Consider the following 17,573-nt stretch of genomic DNA (forward strand, 5'->3'; position numbering starts at 1 on the left):
TTCGGACGATGCCATGCGGAACGCGAGGTGACCGAACCGGGGCCCGGACCGGCGCCGAACTGAACCAGCGCCGAAACGAACGTTCTACTCAGTGGCGGCCACAGTCGCGATCGCCCGGCCCGCCCACTCCGGTGCCGCCTCCACGAACTCGGCGAGGCGCTCGCGGACCGCGTCCGGGAACGACACCGCGCGGCCCGCCTTCTGGTCGACGTGCAGCGCGAGCAGTTCCGTGGTCGCGACGGGCGCGGCGTCCGGCGCCGGATCGACCGCGGCACCGTCGACGACGTACAGCTCGTGGGCGAAGTGCGCCTTCTTGCCGTGCACGCCGAGGACCCGGGTGCGCACGGCGAGGTGCGCGCCCTCGGCGACGTCGCGCAGATACCGAAGATGGGCCTCGACGGTGTAGAGGGAGCAGCCGGTGGCCTCGCGGTAGGCGGCGTCCAGGCCGGCGGCGTCCATCATCGCGTCGGTGGCGAACCCGAAGGCCAGCGAGTAGTAGCCCTCGCTCATATGGCCGTTGTAGTCGATCCACTCCGGCGGGACGACCTGCCGGTGGAATGCGAGACGCCGGGCGATCTCCCTGGTCACATGGTTCCCTTCGGTTCAGCGTGGCCGGCGGCCTGGCGCGGCAGCCTCCCCGTCGCGCGCAGTACGTCGATGACGCCCTGGTCGCGTTCGGCGACGAGGTCGGCGATGGTGCGCCCGGCGGCGGCCTCGTCGCACCCGGCGACCACCGCGTCGTACAGGTCCTTGTCGAGCTCGGGTGCTTCGAGCCGCGTCCACGGGGACTTCAGGGAAGGACCGAAGTGGTCGAGCATATGGGCCATGCCGCCCTCGCCGCCCGCGAGCGCGAAGGTGAGCATGGGGCCCATGAACGCCCAGCGCAGGCCGGGGCCCTCGGTGATGGAGTCGTCGATCTCCTGGACGGTGGCCTCGCCGTTGGCGACCATGTGCAGCGCCTCGCGCCACAGGGCTTCCTGGAGGCGGTTGGCGATGAAGCCGGGCACCTCGCTCTTCATGGTGATGACGGACTTGCCTGCGACCTCGTAGAAGCGCGACGCCCAGGCGACGGCCTCCGCGGTGGTGTGCTCGCCACCGACGACCTCGACGAGCGGGATCAGGTACGGCGGGTTGAAGGGGTGCCCGACGACGAGGCGGCCGGGGTCGGCGGCCGCGGTCTGCATGTCGGTCATCGGATAGCCCGAGGTGGACGAGGCGATGACGACGCCGGGCGGCGCGGCGGCGTCGAGACGCGTCAGGAGGTCGCGCTTGAGCTCCAGCTTCTCGGGGGCGCTCTCCTGCACGAACTGCGCGTCGGCGACGGCCTCTTCGAGGGTCGCGGCGACGGTGAGCCGATCCTGCGAGGCGCCTTCGGCGAGGCCCAGCCGGGTGAGCGCGGGCCAGGCGGCGTCGACGAGCCGGCGCAGCCGGGCCTCGGCGTCCGGGGCGGGGTCCCAGGCGGTGACGTCGTAGCCACGCGCGAGGAAGTGCGCGACCCAGCCGCCGCCGATGACACCGGCCCCGACACAGGCGACGCGGCGAACGTCTTCGGGGGTGGTCGTGGTCATGGTGGAGGGGTTCCTTTCGCTGCTGGGGGTGCCCCCGAAGGGGCGCGGGCGTCCGCGGTGCGGGAGGCGGCCTACACGCGGGGCTTGAGGCCCAGCTTCAGGCGGGCCTCGTCCGGCGTGGCGACCCGAGAGCCAAGACTCTCGGTGATCTGGACGGCCCGCTCGACCAGCTGCGCGTTGGTCACCTTGTTGCCCTTGCCCAGATACAGGTTGTCCTCCAGGCCGACCCGGACCTGCCCGCCGAGCAGAATGGACTGCGCGACCCACGGCATCTGCATGCGCCCGATCGCGAAGCTGGCCCACTGCGCCCCCTCGGGCAGCATGTTGACCATCGACTGAAGGACTCCGGGATCGGCGGGGGCACCCCACGGGATGCCCATGCAGAGCTGGAAGACGGTCGGATCGTCGAGCAGGCCCTCGGCCAGGAGCTGCTTGGCGAACCACAGCTGCCCCGTGTCGAAGATCTCCAGCTCGGGCCGCACGCCCAGCTCCTGGATGCGCCTGGCGCCCTGCCGGAGCATGTCGGGCGTGGAGACGTAGAGGTTGGACCCGTCGCCGAAGTTGAGGGAGCCGCAGTCGAGGGTGCAGATGTCGGGGAGCAGGTCCTCGACGTGCGGAAGCCGGTCGAGACCGCCGACGAGGTCGGTGCCGGGAAGCTCGCCGAGCCCCTTCAGGGGCTGCTCCGGGTCGACCACCAGGTCCCCGCCCATGCCCGCCGTCAAGTTGATGACGACGTCGGTGCCGGTCTCCTTCACGCGCTCGACGACCTCGCGGTAGAGGCGGGGGTCACGGGACGGCGCGCCGGTCTCGGGGTCGCGGACGTGGATGTGCACGACGGCGGCGCCGGCCTCGGCGGCCCGCACGGCGTCGCGGGCTATCTGCTCGGGCGTGACGGGCACGTGCGGGCTCTTGCGGACGGTGTCGCCCGCGCCGGTGAGGGCGCAGGTGATGATGACGTGGTCGTTCACGGGCATGGCGGACTCCCTTTCGGGTGCTGGGGGTTGTGGTGATGCTTCGGGTGCTGGGGGTTGTGGTGGTGCGGAGTGCGTACGGGGCCGCGTACCGAAGGCGCCGGGGGTACGCGGCCGGGGCTCAGCGCGCGGCGAGCGCGGCGTCCACGTGGGCGAGCAGGGCCGCGTGCATGTCGTCGGGGCGGGTGCCGGGTCCTTCCGGGGTGCCGGCGAGGACCTGGGCGGCGAGGCCGTCGATGAGGGCGGTCAGGTGCAGGGCGGCCGCTTCGGGGTCGACGGTCCTGAACGCGCCCTGGGCGACGCCGCGCCGGACGACGTCGGCGACGGTGGCGCGCCACTGCCGGTAGTACTCGGTGTGCAGGCGGCCGACGGCGGTGGAGCGGGCCGCCTCGGCCCACAGGTCGAGCCAGACGCTCCACTGGTCGCGCTGCTGGGCGGTGCGGGGGGTCTGGAGCTCGATGAGCTGGCGCAGTTCGTCGGCGGCGTCGGCCGCGTCGGCGATCCGGGCGGCCCTGCGGGCGGTGTCCTCGTCCATGCACCAGCGCGCGGCCGCCTCCAAGAGGTCGTCGCGGCCGGGGAAGTGGTAGTGGATGGCGGCGGTGCTGGTCTCGCAGGCCTTGGCGATGTCCTGGACGCGGACGGCGTGGAAGCCGTGGTCGGCGATGAGGCGGACAGTCTCGCGGATGATCTGCAACGGCCGCCCTTCGGGGGGCGTCGCGGCCCGCCGTCCGCGCGGGACGGCGGGGCGGGCCGCGGCCGGGCCCGCGCCGCCGCGGGTGCCGAGCAGCCAGGCCGCGTCGACGTCGGCGATGTCCGCGATCCGGGCCAGCTCCGCCGCGGTGAAGCGCCGGGTGCCGCTCAGGGAGCGCGACAGCTTCGACGGGTCCATGACGATCCGCCGCGCGAACTCGCGCTGGGTCACGCCCGCCGCGGCGATGACCTCACGGACACGGGTGGGGACGTCGGGGCCTTGCTCCATGCCGGCCACCGTACCCGCGCATTGAGATCAGCACAACGCGAGCTTCATGATTCTCCTGCTGCACTCGCTGCTTTACGCCATTGCGATGCTGACTGATGCATCAGTCAGCGCAATGCCCCTGGTGCCCCGGGCGCCCCGTGCCGCCCCTGGGCCCCGTCCGCACCCACCCCCGCCGCACCGCCACCGGCGCCGACACCACCCCGAGCACCGCCACCCACCCGCACACACCCGCCCAGCCCAGCGTCGCGTACGCGAGGGCACCGAGCGACGAACCCGCGGCGCCGCCGATGAAGGCGCACGTCATGTAGGCCGTGTTGAGGCGGCTGCGGGCCTCGCCGCTGAGGGCGAAGATCCGCACCTGGTTGGCGACCATCCCGGACTGCATGGCCACGTCCAGGAGCAGCGTGCCGAGGGCCAGGCCCACGAGCCCGGCCACGCCGCCGAGCCCGCCGAGGGCGAGGACGCCCGCCGACGCGACGACCGCGACCAGGCAGACGGCGTTCACCGCGTCCGGGCCGCGCCGGTCGATCTGGCGGCCCGCGAACGGCGTCGCCAGCATCGTGCCCGCGTTCACCAGGGCCAGCGCGCCGACCGCCGACGCGCCGAGGCCGTACGTCCCGCTCGTCAGGAAGAGGGCGACCCCCGTCCACAGCGCCTGGAACGCCGCGAAGGCCGTCGCCTGGTAGAAGCACGAGAGCCTGAGCAGGGGCTCGGTGCGCAGCAGCCGCAGCGACTCGGCGAGCAGGGCCGGATAGCGCTGGCTCGACGTCGGCACGGTGCGGGGCAGACTGCGGGCGAGGACGGCCCCGATCAGGAGCGCCACCACGGCCGTCACGAGGTAGGGCGCCCGCCAGCCGAGCCACTCGCCGAGCGCGCCGCCGAACGCCCGCGAGAGCAGCATGCCGCCGATGGATCCGCTCAGGAGGGTGCCGGTGACGGCGCCCCGGCGCTCGGCGGGGACGAGTCCCGCCGCCATGGGCGCCACGACGGGGGCCACGACCGTCGTGACGCCGACGAGCACGCTCGCGCCGAGCAGCGGCGGCAGCGCGGGCGCGGCACTCGCGGCGAGCAGCCCGGCGCCGCTGAGGGCGAACAGGGTGGCGATGAGCGTGCGGTGCGGGACGCGGTCGCCGAGCGGCACCAGGAAGAAGATGCCGAGGGCGTAGCCGAACTGGGCCGCGGTCACCACGAGGGCCGCCGTGTCACCGGACACGTCGAGCCCGGAGGCGACCAGCGGGCTGACGGCCTGCGGGAAGTAGATGTTGCCGACGGCGACGCCACAGGCCACGGCCAGGAGGAGCACCATGCCGCGGCTGAGGGAGTCGCGGGGGGCGGGGGCTTCTGGGGCGGGAGTTCGCTGAGCGGAGGCTTTCGGAGCCGCGGCTTCGAGCGCGGGAGTTTCCCGAGCGGGGGCTTCCGAAGCGGCGACTTCCAGAGCGGAAGTTCCCGAAGCGGGAGTTCCCGAAGCGGCGACTTCCAGAGCGGGAGTTCCCGAAGCGGATGTCTCCGAAGCCGGAGGTGCCGATCCGGCGCGGGCCAAGGCTTCCGGAGCAGCGGCCTCCGGGGAGCGGGGCGCTGAAGCGGCCGGTATCGGCCCCGGCGTGGGCGTGGTGCGTTCGGTCACGAGGGATCACCTTCGCCGCTGCGGCCCCCGCGCACAAGGCATTTCTCCCCCTGGCCCCGGCCCGGCCGCACCCCCGCCCACCTGCGCGGCTTGCCCCTTCCCCGCGCGTCAGGGATTAGCTTCGCGGCCCTCTCCACCCCACCACCGAGGAGCCACCATGACGCCCACCCCTGACTCCCCTCACTCCCCCGAGACCACCGACACCCCTCGCACCCCCACCCTCCCCCGCGTCTCCCGAGAGGTCAGGCTCGCCGCCGCCCCCGACGGGCTGCCGAGGGCGGGTGACTTCGCCGTCGTCGAGGTGCCCGTACCCGTCCCGGGGCCGGGCGAAGTCCTCGTGCGCAACCGCTGCTTCCACGTCTTCGCGGCCCTGCGGACGCTGATCGGCGGCGGGGTCGAGGGCTCCCCGTTCCCGGCGCTGAAGGTCGGCGACACGCTGTTCGGCACGGCCGTCGGCGAGGTTGTCGCGGCGGGCAGCGACAACGGCGACGGCGGTCCGCGCGTCGGCGAGACGGTGTCGCACTGGCAGGGCTGGCGGGAGTACGCGGCCGTGCCCGCCGCCACCTGCCGGGCGCTCGGCGACGCGCTCCCCGACCCGGTCGCCCCTCTCGTGCCCGGCTGGACGGCGTACCACGCCCTGACCGGCATCGCCGAAGTGCGCACCGGCGACACGGTGTTCGTCACCGGCGGCGCGGGCTCCCTCGGCTCCCTGGCCGGGCAGCTCGCACGGCACCTCGGCGCGGGGCGCGTCATCGGCAGCACCGGCTCCGCCTGGAAGGCCGGGCGGATGACGGCCGGACTCGGCTACGACGCCGTGGTCGTACGCGGCGCGGAACCCCTGGCCGAGCAGCTCGCGAAGGCCGCGCCCGACGGGCTCGACGTGGTCTTCGACACCGTCGGCGGCGCCGAGTTGCGCGCGGCCCTGGACGCCGCCCGCCCCGGGGCGCGGTTCGCCCTGGTGGGCGCGCTGTCGGGCCAGCTCGACTCGGAACTCCGGGGCACCGCGGCGCCGGTGGAGATCGACACGTTCGCCCTGATCGTCAAGGGGGTCACGCTGCGCGGCACCAGGGCCACCGAGGACCCGCGCGCGCACGTGGAGTGGGAGGAGCGGTTCGGGGCCCTGCTGCGCTCCGGCGAGATCGTCCTGCCGTACGAGCGGGTGGCGGGCATGGACGCGGCGCCGCGCGCGTTGGAGGAGGTGATGCGGGGGCGGCACCTCGGGACGGTGGTCGTGGAGCTCTAGGGCCGAGCCCTGGAGAACCTGGCCTGCGGGCTCCCGAGGACCTGGAGGGGATCACGGATGCGGATCGGTGACGCGGCCGCCGCCGCGGGGACGACACCCCGCGCGCTGCGTTTCTACGAGGAGCGCGGGCTGCTGTCGCCGCGCCGCAGCCCGACCGGGCAGCGCGAGTACGAGCCGGGTGACGTGGCACGCGTCCGCGTCGTCCGGCAGCTGCTCGCGCTCGGCCTGACGGTCGAGGACATCCGCGCCTGCGCCGCGGGCCTCGGCCTCCTGGGCGACGACGGCCTGCCGCTGCCCGGCGAGGCGTCCCGCGGCCGGTGCGGGCTCAGCCCTGGCGTCGCCGAGCAGCGCATCGACCAGCTCGACGCGGAGATCGCGCGGCTCACCGGGCTGCGGCAGCGGCTCGCGCGCCGGTTGACGGCGATCCGCGCGGCGGCTCTCGCGCCCGGGGACGCACGCGGCACACGGACCGACGAGGAGCACACGGCACCACCGAAGATGTCGACCCCTGCACGGCCGGAGAAGCCTGCCCCAGCGCGGCCGGACGCCCCGTCGAGACCCCCGGCACGATGCCACTCCCGCAACACCCGCCCCCGCACGGGTGTTTGACCCGGGGGCGATTTCGGCCCGGCGTATCACGCGATGGTGTGACCGGGGGCGGCGCCCGGCATCCGACGGCGCGGCCCGGGTAGTGCTCGGCTGCCCGTACGCCGTCCGCGAGGAGAGAGCCCCGCATGCCGCAGCCGTCACGCCCCTTCGAACTGCCGAGCTTCTACATGGTGCATCCGGCGCGCCTCAACCCCCATACGGAACAGGCGCGTGCGCACACCCGGGAGTGGGCGCGGGACATGGGGATGCTGGAGGGCTCCGGGGTCTGGGACACGGCCGACCTGGAGGCGCACGACTACGCGCTGCTGTGCGCGTACACCCACCCGGACTGCGACAGCGCGGCCCTGTCCCTGGTCACCGACTGGTACGTGTGGGTGTTCTTCTTCGACGACCACTTCCTGGAGCTGTTCAAGCGCACCCAGGACCGGGTGGGCGGCAAGGCCTACCTCGACCGGCTGCCCGCGTTCATGCCGATGGACCTCGCGACGCCGATGCCCGAGCCCACCAACCCGGTGGAGGCGGGCCTCGCCGACCTGTGGACGCGCACGGTGCCCAGCATGTCCCTCCAGTGGCGGGCCCGGTTCGCGGAGAGCACCCGCAACCTCCTCAACGAGTCGCTGTGGGAGCTGTCCAACATCAACGCGCACCGCGTCGCGAACCCCGTCGAGTACATCGAGATGCGCCGGAAGGTCGGCGGCGCGCCCTGGTCGGCGGGGCTCGTGGAGTACGCGACGGGCGCGGAGGTCCCGGCGGCGGTCGCCGCGTCCCGGCCGCTGCGGGTCCTCAGGGACACGTTCTCCGACGCCGTGCACCTGCGCAACGACCTGTTCTCCTACCAGCGTGAGGTCGAGGAGGAGGGCGAGCTGAGCAACGGCGTCCTGGTCCTGGAGACCTTCCTCGGCTGCTCCACGCAGGAGGCCGCGGACGCCGTGAACGACCTGCTCACGGCCCGGATGCAGCAGTTCGAGGAGACGACGTTCACCGAACTCGCCCCGCTGTGCGCCGAGAAGGCGCTGACGCCGCGGCAGAGCGCGGACGTCCTCGCGTACGTCAAGGGGCTCCAGGACTGGCAGTCCGGCGGCCACGAGTGGCACATGCGCTCCAGCCGGTACATGAACGAGGGCGCCGTCGACCGCCCGTCACCCCTCGCGGGCCCCACCGGCGTCGGGACGTCCGCAGCCGGCATCAAGGCCCTCATGGCCGCGACCGGCGCCCAGCGCGCGCGCCGCTTCACCCACGTCCCGTACCAGCGCGTCGGCCCGTCCGTGATCCCCGACTTCGACCTGCCGTACACGACCACCCTCAGCCCCCACCTCGACGCCTCGCGGCGCGAGGTCGTCGACTGGGCGGCCCGCATGGGCATGCTCGAACCCCAGCCGGGCGTGCCCGCCTCGCACATCTGGGACGCCCGCAAGCTCGCCGGGTACGACTTCCCGCTGTGCGCCGCGGGCCTGCACCCGGACGCCACACCGGAGCAGCTGGACATCGGCTCGTGCTGGCTGACCTGGGGGACGTACGGGGACGACTACTACCCGGTGGTGTTCGGCAGGCCCCGGGACCTGCTCGGCGCGAAGGTCTGCAACGACCGCCTGCTGCTCTTCATGCCGCTGGACTGCTCGCCGACGCCCCCGCCCGCCAACGCCCTGGAGCGGGGCCTCGCCGACCTGTGGGCGCGCACGGCCGGTCCGATGGACGCCGGGGGCCGCGCCCTGCTCCACCGCACCCTGGTGGACATGACGGACAGCTGGCTGTGGGAGCTGGCCAACCAGGCCCAGAACCGCATCCCGGAGCCGGTCGACTACATGGAGATGCGCCGCCACACCTTCGGCGCGCACTTCACGATGAGCCTGAGCCGCTTCGGGCACGGCAAGCGGGTGCCCCCGGAGATCTACGCGAGCGCCCCGATCCAGAACCTGGAGAACGCCGCCGCCGACTACTCGATGCTCATGAACGACGTCTTCTCGTACCAGAAGGAGATCGAGTACGAGGGCGAGGTGCACAACGCCATCCTCGTCGTGCAGAACTTCTTCGACTGCGACTACCCGGCGGCGCTCGGCATCGTCGACGACCTCATGCGGTCCCGCATGAGCCAGTTCCAGCACGTCGTCGCGCATGAACTGCCCGTCATGTACGACGAGTTCGGCCTGGACCGGGAGGTGCGGGACATCCTCGACGGCTATGTGGAGGAGCTGAAGAACTGGATGGCCGGGATCTTCGTCTGGCACCGCGACTGCCGCCGCTACCGGCAGGAGGACCTCTCGCACGGGCCGCTGCCCGAGCCGTCGGGGCTCGGCATGGAGGTGGTGCGGCCCGGCTGGCTGCGGGAGCTGGCGGCGCCCTGAGCCGTGCGGGCGGGGGCGGGTAAGGTCGGCGGTCGGGCCGATCACCGGGGTCGGCCCGGGGCCGGCGCGGTCCGGCCCCGGGAACATGGGGAGGGCGCGCGCCGTGCGGGAGCCGAACCACGTCCACCCGGCCACCCCCGGAGCCCCCGCCCGCTGGCTCACCGTCGCCCCCGAACGCACCGTGCTCGGCGTCATCCACAACGTGACCTCGGCGACCCGGCTGCTCGACCTGCTCACCGTCTTCGACGGCGACCGGCGGGTGCAGACCCTGTTCACCTGCACCGGCTCCTCCCCGTTCGCGGACGGCGTCGCGGAGTTCGCCGCCGCCCGCGAACTCCCCTTCCTCCCCTGGGACGAAGCGGTGAAGACGGAGTTCGACCTGGCGATCGGCACGAGCCGCGGCGGAGCCCTGCACAGCATCTCCGCACCGCTCCTGGGCGCCCCGCACGGAGCCGGATACAATAAAAGACTCAGCAGCCGGGAGCCGGGAGCCGGGAGCCGGGAGCCGGGAGCCGGGAGCCGGGAGCCGGGAGCCTTCGGCCTGACGGCTGAATGGCTCGTGTACGACGGCGAGTTGATACCGTCCGCGATCGTCCTCTCCCACGAGGAACAGCTCGCCCGGCTGCGCGTCGGCTGCCCCGAGGCCCTGCCGGTGGCGCACGTCGTCGGCGACCCCTGCATGGACCGCCTCCGCGCCTCCCTCCCCTTCCGCGCCGAGTACCGCGCCGCGCTCGGCGTCCGCCCCGACCAGCACCTGCTCGTCCTCAGCTCGACCTGGGGCCGCGGCTCCCTCCTCGGCGCCGCGGGCGACCTGGTGCTCCGCGCGCTCGCGGAACTCCCCCACGACTCCTTCCGCGTCCTCGCCGCCGTCCACCCCAACGCCTGGTACGGGCACGGGGGTTGGCAGCTCCGCTCGTGGCTGCGACCCCACCTGGACGCCGGGCTGCTGCTCCCGCCGCCCACGGACGGCACCTGGCAGGCGGCGCTGTGCGCGGCGGACGCGTTCGTCGGCGACCACGGCTCGGTGACGCTGTACGCGGCGGGGCTCGGCCTGCCCGGACTGCTCGGCGCGTTCGACGAGGACAGCGTGGCCGCGGGCTCCCCCATGGCGGCCCTCGGTGAGGCGCTGCCCCGCGTCTCGCCCGCGCTGCCCCTCGCCGCCCAGCTGGAGCGCGCCGCCCGCGATCAGCCGACGGACCTCCGGCTCGCCGCCGTCACCTCGCAGATCACCTCCCACCCGGGCGAGGCCCCGGCCCGCCTGCGCCGCCTCTGCTACCGCATGCTCGACCTGGACGAGCCCGCGGCCCCGCTCGCGCCGCGCCCCGTCGACGTACCGCGCGACCTGCCGTCGGCACCCCGCCCACCCGTGGAACGGCCGCTGTTCGTCGAGGCCGTGGTGACGTCCGGCGACGGCGACGACGCGACCACGGGCCCACACCCGCCCCTGGAGCCCGCCGGGCCGACCGAGCTCCTGATCCGGCGCCACCCCGCCCACGCCCGCGCCGCCGCCACCCCGCACCCGCCGCCCACCGACGCCCACCTCTCCGTCACCGCGGGCGAACCCGACGCCCGTTGGGCGCAGGCAGCGGACGTGGTCACGGCCCGCACACCCGCGTCCGGGCCCCGTCTCACCACGCTCACCGATGAGTTGTTGGCGGCCCACCCGGGCTGTGCGCTGGTCGCCGTGGAGCAAGAGGACGGCCGGTACTTGCTGCGCGCCCGCAACGGCGCTTCCTTTCACGGGTGTTGGGAGTCTCTGCCCGCCTGGGCCACGACATCTCTCACCGCTTCGGCGGTGTACGCCTGGCTGCTCCAGCACGGGGAGAGCCTGGCGGGCGAGGTGCTGGTGCGGCTCACGCCGGACGGCGTACCGGCGCGTCTGCGCGTGTGGCGCCTCGGCACGAACCCCGCTCCGCACAGCGCCAGTTGACGCTCACGAGTCGCCGCCCTCGCCCAGTCGCTCCCGCGCCCCCGCCGCCGCCACGCTCCCCAACGTCCGGTACGTGTCGAGCGCCGCACGCCAGTCCTCCCGCGCCCGCGCCTCGTCGCCGCGCGCCGCACACGCGTCGCCCCGGGCGAGGCGGGCGTCGGCCTCCTCCTTGGGGGCGCCGCGTTCGCGGAGGAGGGTGATCGCCTCGTCCAGCGGGGCGACGGCCTCGTCGGCGCGGTCGGCGGCCAGGCGGGCCTGGGCGTAACGGGTCAGCGCGCGGGCCTCGTTGTAGCGGTCGGGCACGGGCAGCTCGGCGAAGAGGCGGCGTGCGCCGAGCAGGGCCTCGGCGGCCTCCTCGTGGAGGCGTGCGGCGCTCGCCGCGCGCCCCATGTGGTACTGGAGCAACGCCCGGCCGCGCGGGTGCGCCAGGTCTCCGAGCGCGCGCAGCGCCTGCCGGAAGCAGTCGAGGGCGTCCTGCGGGCGGTCCTGCTCCACCGCGACCTGGCCGAGGCCTTCGAGCGCGGAGGACTCGGTGCGGGCGTGCCCGGCCGCGCGGGCCTGGCTCAGGGCGAGCCCGTAGTGGTGCCCGGCCCGCTCCACGCTGTGCGCGCCACCCTGGTCGAAGAGGGCGAACGCCAGCTCGTAGTGGCAGCGGGCCAGGACGAGGGAGGCGTCGTCGGGCGCTTCGGCAACCCCGGCGGCACCGGCGTCTTCGGCGCCCCCGGCGGCTTCTGCACCCACGGCGGCCGGGCCCGGCCCCGCATCCGCCGCATCCGCAGCCCGAGCCTCCACCATCCGCTCGGCCGCCCGCACCCCCCGCTCGGCCACCTCCACCCACAACGTGTGGTGCTTCCGCCGGAAGAAGAAGCCTCGCAGCGCCTCCGCCAGGTCGCACACGAGGAGGTCATGGCCGCGCGTGAACTCCAGGCCGGTGAGGGCGGCGGCGTTCTCGCGGTCGGGTTCGAGGGCGTCCAGGGCCTCGGTCTCGCTGCCGAACACGCCGTCCAGGACGGTGGGGTCACGGAAGATCGCGGCGCGGCGCCAGCGGCCGGACACCAGCTGCTCGGCCGCCGCGGCCCGCCGCAGGTACCAGCCGGTGATGGTGGCCGCCGTCGCCGCGCCCTCGTCGGCGTCCGCGCGGGCGAGGGCGGCCGCGTACTCGTGGAGGAGGCCGTTCATGCGGCAGCGGCCGGGCGCGGGCCGTTCGAGGAGGTTGCCGTTGAGAAGCGTGCGCCGCGCCCGCGCGCCCGCTTCGGGGCCGCCCGCCAACGCGTCGACGAGTGCATCGGCGAACTCGGGCGTCGGGTTCAGGCCGAGCCCGCGGAACACGGCGGCCGTCGCGGGTTCGAGCGCGGCGTAGGAGTCCTCGAAGACGGACCGCAGGGAGTACGTGTGCGGGTCGTCGGGCACGGTCAGCGCCTCCTGGAAGGTGGGCAGGGCCAGGAGCCTGCGGACGAACTCCTCGACACCGCCCTCCAGCGGGTCCGCGGCGCGCGCCCCGGCGAGCCGGGCGGCGGCGGGCAGGCCCGCGAAGGCGGGGATGACGGTCCGGAGTAACTCCTGCCCCCGGTCCGTGAGTTCGGCGGCCGTCTCACGGCCCGCCGTGTCGAGGAACAGTTCCCGGCAGGACTCGTCGTCGAGCCCGGCGAGGCGGACGTACACGGGTTCGGAGCCCGGCAGGACAGGGCGCAGGCCGTTCAGGAGCAGACGGCTGGTGATCACGACCATGCTCTTCGGGTGCCCGGGGAGCAGCGGCGGGACCTGACCGGCCGTCACGACGTCGTCGAGGATCACCAGGCAGGGTTCGTGCGCGGTGAGGTGGCGGTAGTACGCGGCGAGCGGCGCCGGGTCGGCGGGCATCTCGGCGCGCGGGGTGCCGAGCGCGGCGACGAACGACTCCAGGACGGAGCGGGTGTCGGCCGGTTCCAGGGCGCCGCGCGGGCTCATGTCGGCGTAGAGGACGCCGCCGGGGAAGTCCCTGCGGCGCCGCGCCGACCAGTGCAGGACGGCGCCGCTCTTGCCGATGCCCGGCGGCCCCGTCACCACGGCGACCTCGGCGGCGGCGCGCACGGGCCGGGCGTCGGCGGCGCGGTCGAGGGCGGCGCGCACCGGAAGGCGGTCGACGAGCCGTCCGGGCGCGGCGGGTGCCATGAACGGCACGCGCGGGGCCCGCACTTCACCGCTCACGCACTGCCGCACGGTGACGTGACCCGCCTGGATGACGTCGCGGAAGGTCCCGCCCGAGATGTTGTTGGCCACCGAATCCACCCGGGCAGTCTTCCAGGGCGCCGCGCCTGACGGAACGCCACCTCGCGCACCGGGCCGAGCAGGGGCCCGATGCGTCTCAGTGGTGCCCGTCCCCGCTGTGGATCCGCCGGTACTCCTCCGCCGTGGCCTTCGGCACCTGCGCGCCGGGGCCGTACATCGCGCGGGAGAGGCGCGCCCGCAACCGCTCCGAGCGGGGCACCTTGCGGGCCACGCCGTTTGCGTCGACCAGCGGGCCCACCTCGTGGGGCTGGGGCTGTTCGTGGGCGGTGAGCCGGTAGCGCTCGGCCTGGCTGAGGGGTTCGTGGACCTCGACGTACTCGCCGTGCGGGAGGCGTTTGATGATGCCGCTCTCGCGCCCGTGCAGGACCTTGTCGCGGTCGCGGCGCTGCAGCCCCAGACAGATCCGGTGGGTGACGACGAAGGCGAGCGGCGGGGCGACGAAGAAGGCGACGCGCACGAACCAGGTGATGGCGTTGATGGAGAGGTGGAAGTGCGTGGCCCACAGGTCGTTGCCGCCGCCGACCATCAGGACGCCGTACAGCGTCAGCCAGGCCACGCCGAGGCCCGTGCGGACGGGCGCGTTACGCGGCCGGTCGGCGATGTGGTGCTCGCGTCTGTCCTTGGTGACCCAGGACTCGATGAACGGATACGCCCCGATCGCCGCCATGATCAGCGGGAACAGCGCGAAGGGGATGAAGACCCCCAGCTGCAGGGTGTGGCCCCAGGCGTTGATCTCCCAGCTGGGCATCACCCGGATCAGGCCCTCGGAGAAACCGAGGTACCAGTCGGGTTGTGCGCCGGTGCCGACGAGGTCGGGGCGGTAGGGCCCGAGCGCCCACACGGGGTTGATGGTGGCGACGGCGCCCATCATGGCGAGGACGCCGAAGACGAGGAAGAAGAAGCCGCCCGCCTTGGCGATGTAGATGGGCAGGAAGGGCGCGCCGACCACGTTCTTCTCGGTCCGTCCGGGACCGGCGAACTGCGTGTGCTTGTGGTAGAAGACCAGGATCAGATGGGCCACGACCAGGCCCAGCATGATGCCCGGCAGCAGCAGGACGTGCACGGCGAAGAGTCTCGGGATGATGTCGTGGCCCGGGAACTCCCCTCCGAAGAGGAAGAAGGAGAGGTACGTGCCGATGACCGGGATCGACAGGATGGCGCCCTGCGCGAAGCGGATGCCGGTGCCGGACAGCAGGTCGTCGGGGAGCGAGTAGCCGGTGAGTCCGGTGATGAGGCCGAGCATCAACAGGGTCCAGCCGAACACCCAGTTGAGCTCGCGCGGCTTGCGGAACGCGCCGGTGAAGAACACCCGCATCATGTGCACGAGCATCCCGGCGACGAACACGAGCGCCGCCCAGTGGTGGATCTGCCGGATCAGCAGACCGCCGCGCACCTCCATGCTGATGTCGACGGTCGACTCGTAGGCGCGCGTCATCACGACGCCCTTGAGCGGTTCGTAACTGCCGTTGTACTCGACCTCCAGGCCGCTCGGCTCGAAGAACAGGGTGAGCCAGACGCCGGTGAGGATGAGGATCAGGAAGCTGTAGAGGCAGATCTCGCCGAACATGAAGGACCAGTGGTCCGGGAACACCTTGCGCATCTGGGTCTTGGCGAGGGTGTGCACGCCGAGGCGGCCGTCCGCCCAGTCGGCGACGCGTTCACCCTTGCCGGGACCGGGGTCGCGTGTGCCGGGGCCGGTGTTGCGGGCGCGTTCGCTCATGCGGCTCCCCCCTCGGGCGGCTACCAGGGTAGGTGCGCCACGCGCCCCGGCAACAGGGTCGTGCGGTCCGCGGGGAAGAGGGCCCCCTCGGCCCCCGTGCGCCTCACCACTCGGCGAAGGAGCCGTCCGGGTGCCGCCACACGGGGTTGCGCCAGGCGTGCCCGCTCCGGTCGGCCGCGCGCACGGCGTCCTCGTCGACCTCGACGCCGAGCCCGGGCAGGTCCGTGCGGTGGGCGTGTCCGTCGGTGAAGCGGAACGGCTCGGTGTCCACGACGTACGACAGGAGGTCGGCGCTCTTGTTGTAGTGGATGCCGCGGCTCTGTTCCTGGATGAGGAAGTTCGGGGTGGTGAAGGCGAGTTGGAGGCTCGCGGCGAGCGCGATCGGGCCGAGCGGGCAGTGCGGGGCGAGGAGCGCGCCGTGGGTCTCCGCGAGGGCGGCGATGCGCTGGACCTCCGTGATGCCGCCCGCGTGCGACAGGTCGGGCTGGGCGACGGCGATGCCCGCGGTGAGGGCGGGCAGGAACTCCGCGCGGCTGTAGAGGCGTTCGCCGGTGGCGATCGGGACGGGGCCGGCCGCGACCAGGGCGGGCAGCAGGTGGCCCTGGTCGGGCAGGAGCGGTTCCTCGGCGAACAGCGGGTGCAGCGGGGCGAGTTCGGCGAGGACGCGGCGGGCGCTGGCGGGGGTGAAGCGGCCGTGGAAGTCGACGGCGACGTCCCGGTCGGGGCCGAGGGCCTCGCGGGCGATGGCGACGCGGTCGACCACGGCGGCGGTCTCGGCGGGCGTGGTGAGCGGTGACGTCGCCCCGGCCGCGTTCATCTTCACGGCGGTGAAGCCCGCCTCGACCTGCTCGGCGATGTGCTCGGCGAGCACGGCGGGCTCGTCGCCGCCGACCCACGCGTACACCCGCGCCCGGTCCCGTACGGGCCCGCCGAGCAGGGCGTGCACGGGCGCGCCGTACGTCTTGCCCGCGATGTCCCACAGGGCCTGGTCGATGCCCGCGACGGCGCTGGAGAGGACGGGTCCGCCGCGGTAGAAGCCGCCCTTGGTGAGGACCTGCCAGTGGTCCTGGATCCGCAGCGGGTCCTTCCCGACGAGGTACTCGGCGAGTACGTCCACGGCGGCGCGCACCACTTCGGCGCGCCCCTCGACGACGGGCTCGCCCCAGCCGACCACGCCGGCGTCGGTCTCCACGCGGCAGAACAGCCAGCGGGGCGGGACGAGGAAGGTCTCCACGCGGTCGATCTTCATGGTGTGTCCGTCTCTCCTCGCTCGGGGCGGTGTGCGGTGGGCGGTGGGCGCGCAGCGGTTCGGGACCACGCGCTTCGGGACCGGGCGGACCGGGTGCGCGGCGGTGGGTCCCCTCAGGCGGAGTCCTTCACCACGCTCCAGCCGCCGTCCACGGTCAGGCTCGTCCCCGTGATGTACGACGCCTCGTCGGCGGCGAGGAACGCGATGGCCGCCGCGACCTCCTCCGGCGCCCCGAACCGCCCGGCCGCCGTCCCCTCGACGCTGCGCGCCCGGTCGTCCTCGCCCACGTTCCCCCACGCGGGCGTCAGGATCGGCCCCGGCAGGACGGCGTTGACCCGCACCTCGGGCCCGTACTCGACGGCGAGCTGCCCGCACAGGGAGACCAGGGCGCCCTTGCTCGCCGCGTAGGCGGGGCGGCCCGGGATGCCGGTGCGGGCGTGCACGGAGGAGGTGAGGACGACGGCGCCGCGGTGGGCGCGCAGGTCGGGCAGGACGGCCTTGACGCCGAGGAACGTGCCGGTGAGGTTCACCGCGAGCTGGTGCTCCCAGGAGGCCTGGGTCATGGCGTGGGCGGGGGCGACCTCGCAGGCGTAGGCGTTGCTGGAGAGCACGCCGACGGGGCCGAAGCTGTGCGCGGCCGCGAGGACCTGGTCCCAGTCGGCGGCGTCGGCGACGTCCGCGCGGACGAACACCGCGCTGCCGCCCCCGGCCCGGATGCCCTCCGCGACCAGCTCGCCGTGGTCCGCGTCCACATCGGACACGACGACGGCCGCGCCCTCGGCGGCGAGGCGGACGGCGGTGGCGGCCCCGATGCCGGAGGCGCCGCCGGTGACCACGGCGACTTTGCCGGTGAAGCGGGATGCGGGTGCGCTTGGGTTCACGTGCGGCGTCCCCTCGTGCGGGTGGGCGGCGACCGCTGATGGCATGCGCCGTCCACTCTATGTCCGGTGCCGGCTCCGGACACCTGCCGACTCAGCGGCCCCGCCGTACTCCGCGGTCTCCCGGGGTGCCCCGGACACCACGGACGCCTCAGAAGCCGCAGAGGCTGTGGAGGCCGCGCTGTCCTGCCG

At 74.0% G+C, this 17,573-nt stretch carries 13 protein-coding genes; 4 read left to right on the top strand and 9 right to left on the bottom strand.

The window, feature by feature from the left end:
- Window positions 1–84 precede the first annotated feature (84 nt).
- The 5 genes from OO63_RS11505 to OO63_RS11525 all read right to left on the bottom strand — a co-directional run bounded on the left by OO63_RS11505 (window position 85) and on the right by OO63_RS11525 (window position 4,824).
- Window positions 85–588 (bottom strand): thioesterase family protein, encoded by a 504-nt coding sequence (locus OO63_RS11505; RefSeq protein WP_030360207.1) that lies wholly within the window; start codon window positions 586–588, stop codon window positions 85–87.
- Window positions 585–1,568, bottom strand: coding sequence for a 3-hydroxyacyl-CoA dehydrogenase NAD-binding domain-containing protein (locus OO63_RS11510; RefSeq protein WP_030360208.1), 984 nt, complete (start codon window positions 1,566–1,568; stop codon window positions 585–587). The genes OO63_RS11505 and OO63_RS11510 overlap by 4 nt, the downstream gene beginning before the upstream one ends.
- Window positions 1,569–1,639: 71 nt before the next feature.
- A complete protein-coding gene (locus tag OO63_RS11515; RefSeq protein WP_030360209.1) occupies window positions 1,640–2,542 on the bottom strand; it encodes a beta-keto acid cleavage family enzyme in 903 nt (300 codons plus the stop codon).
- A gap of 118 nt (window positions 2,543–2,660) precedes the next feature.
- Entirely contained in the window at window positions 2,661–3,518 is an 858-nt protein-coding gene (locus OO63_RS11520) for a TetR/AcrR family transcriptional regulator (protein ID WP_030360210.1), read from the bottom strand.
- 100 nt (window positions 3,519–3,618) lie between these two features.
- Window positions 3,619–4,824 carry an MFS transporter gene (locus OO63_RS11525; RefSeq protein WP_051810759.1) on the bottom strand — a complete coding sequence of 402 codons (1,206 nt, stop codon included), beginning with the start codon at window positions 4,822–4,824 and terminating at the stop codon, window positions 3,619–3,621.
- Window positions 4,825–5,299: 475 nt separating this feature from the next.
- On the opposite strand from OO63_RS11525, the gene OO63_RS11530 reads away from it, so the two are divergent.
- From OO63_RS11530 to OO63_RS11545, 4 genes are all read left to right on the top strand, one after another.
- On the top strand, window positions 5,300–6,385 hold the full coding sequence (locus tag OO63_RS11530) for an MDR family NADP-dependent oxidoreductase (protein WP_078619080.1): 1,086 nt from the start codon (window positions 5,300–5,302) through the stop codon (window positions 6,383–6,385).
- Between the two features lie 57 nt (window positions 6,386–6,442).
- Window positions 6,443–6,994, top strand: coding sequence for a MerR family transcriptional regulator (locus tag OO63_RS47570; protein ID WP_063750394.1), 552 nt, complete (start codon window positions 6,443–6,445; stop codon window positions 6,992–6,994).
- A gap of 125 nt (window positions 6,995–7,119) precedes the next feature.
- On the top strand, window positions 7,120–9,336 hold the full coding sequence (locus tag OO63_RS11540) for a terpene synthase family protein (RefSeq protein WP_030360214.1): 2,217 nt from the start codon (window positions 7,120–7,122) through the stop codon (window positions 9,334–9,336).
- A gap of 103 nt (window positions 9,337–9,439) precedes the next feature.
- Entirely contained in the window at window positions 9,440–11,266 is a 1,827-nt protein-coding gene (locus tag OO63_RS11545) for a hypothetical protein (RefSeq protein ID WP_051810760.1), read from the top strand.
- Window positions 11,267–11,269: 3 nt separating this feature from the next.
- Here the strand turns inward: OO63_RS11545 and OO63_RS11550 are convergent, their stop codons facing one another.
- From OO63_RS11550 to OO63_RS11565, 4 genes are all read right to left on the bottom strand, one after another.
- Window positions 11,270–13,525 (bottom strand): tetratricopeptide repeat protein, encoded by a 2,256-nt coding sequence (locus OO63_RS11550; protein ID WP_157853986.1) that lies wholly within the window; start codon window positions 13,523–13,525, stop codon window positions 11,270–11,272.
- Window positions 13,526–13,610: 85 nt separating this feature from the next.
- Complete coding sequence (gene qcrB, locus OO63_RS11555; RefSeq protein WP_030360217.1) at window positions 13,611–15,254, bottom strand: cytochrome bc1 complex cytochrome b subunit; 1,644 nt, start codon at window positions 15,252–15,254, stop codon at window positions 13,611–13,613.
- A gap of 103 nt (window positions 15,255–15,357) precedes the next feature.
- Window positions 15,358–16,503: a galactonate dehydratase gene (gene dgoD, locus OO63_RS11560; protein ID WP_030360218.1), complete on the bottom strand. Its 1,146-nt coding sequence runs from the start codon at window positions 16,501–16,503 to the stop codon at window positions 15,358–15,360.
- Between the two features lie 113 nt (window positions 16,504–16,616).
- Window positions 16,617–17,384 carry an SDR family NAD(P)-dependent oxidoreductase gene (locus OO63_RS11565; RefSeq protein ID WP_030360219.1) on the bottom strand — a complete coding sequence of 256 codons (768 nt, stop codon included), beginning with the start codon at window positions 17,382–17,384 and terminating at the stop codon, window positions 16,617–16,619.
- Between the last annotated feature and the right edge of the window lie 189 nt (window positions 17,385–17,573).

Origin of the sequence: Streptomyces alboflavus (genome assembly GCF_000716675.1) — a bacterium.
Taxonomy (GTDB): domain Bacteria; phylum Actinomycetota; class Actinomycetes; order Streptomycetales; family Streptomycetaceae; genus Streptomyces; species Streptomyces alboflavus.

Excerpts from the sequence above, each read along its gene's own strand:
- OO63_RS11510 (WP_030360208.1), bottom strand. The coding sequence starts at position 1,568 with ATGACCACGACCACCCCCGAAGACGTTCGCCGCGTCGCCTGTGTCGGG.
- OO63_RS11515 (WP_030360209.1), bottom strand. The coding sequence starts at position 2,542 with ATGCCCGTGAACGACCACGTCATCATCACCTGCGCCCTCACCGGCGCG.
- OO63_RS11520 (WP_030360210.1), bottom strand. The coding sequence starts at position 3,518 with ATGGAGCAAGGCCCCGACGTCCCCACCCGTGTCCGTGAGGTCATCGCC.
- OO63_RS11525 (WP_051810759.1), bottom strand. The coding sequence starts at position 4,824 with ATGGTGCTCCTCCTGGCCGTGGCCTGTGGCGTCGCCGTCGGCAACATC.
- OO63_RS11530 (WP_078619080.1), top strand. The coding sequence starts at position 5,300 with ATGACGCCCACCCCTGACTCCCCTCACTCCCCCGAGACCACCGACACC.
- OO63_RS47570 (WP_063750394.1), top strand. The coding sequence starts at position 6,443 with ATGCGGATCGGTGACGCGGCCGCCGCCGCGGGGACGACACCCCGCGCG.
- OO63_RS11540 (WP_030360214.1), top strand. The coding sequence starts at position 7,120 with ATGCCGCAGCCGTCACGCCCCTTCGAACTGCCGAGCTTCTACATGGTG.
- qcrB (WP_030360217.1), bottom strand. The coding sequence starts at position 15,254 with ATGAGCGAACGCGCCCGCAACACCGGCCCCGGCACACGCGACCCCGGT.
- dgoD (WP_030360218.1), bottom strand. The coding sequence starts at position 16,503 with ATGAAGATCGACCGCGTGGAGACCTTCCTCGTCCCGCCCCGCTGGCTG.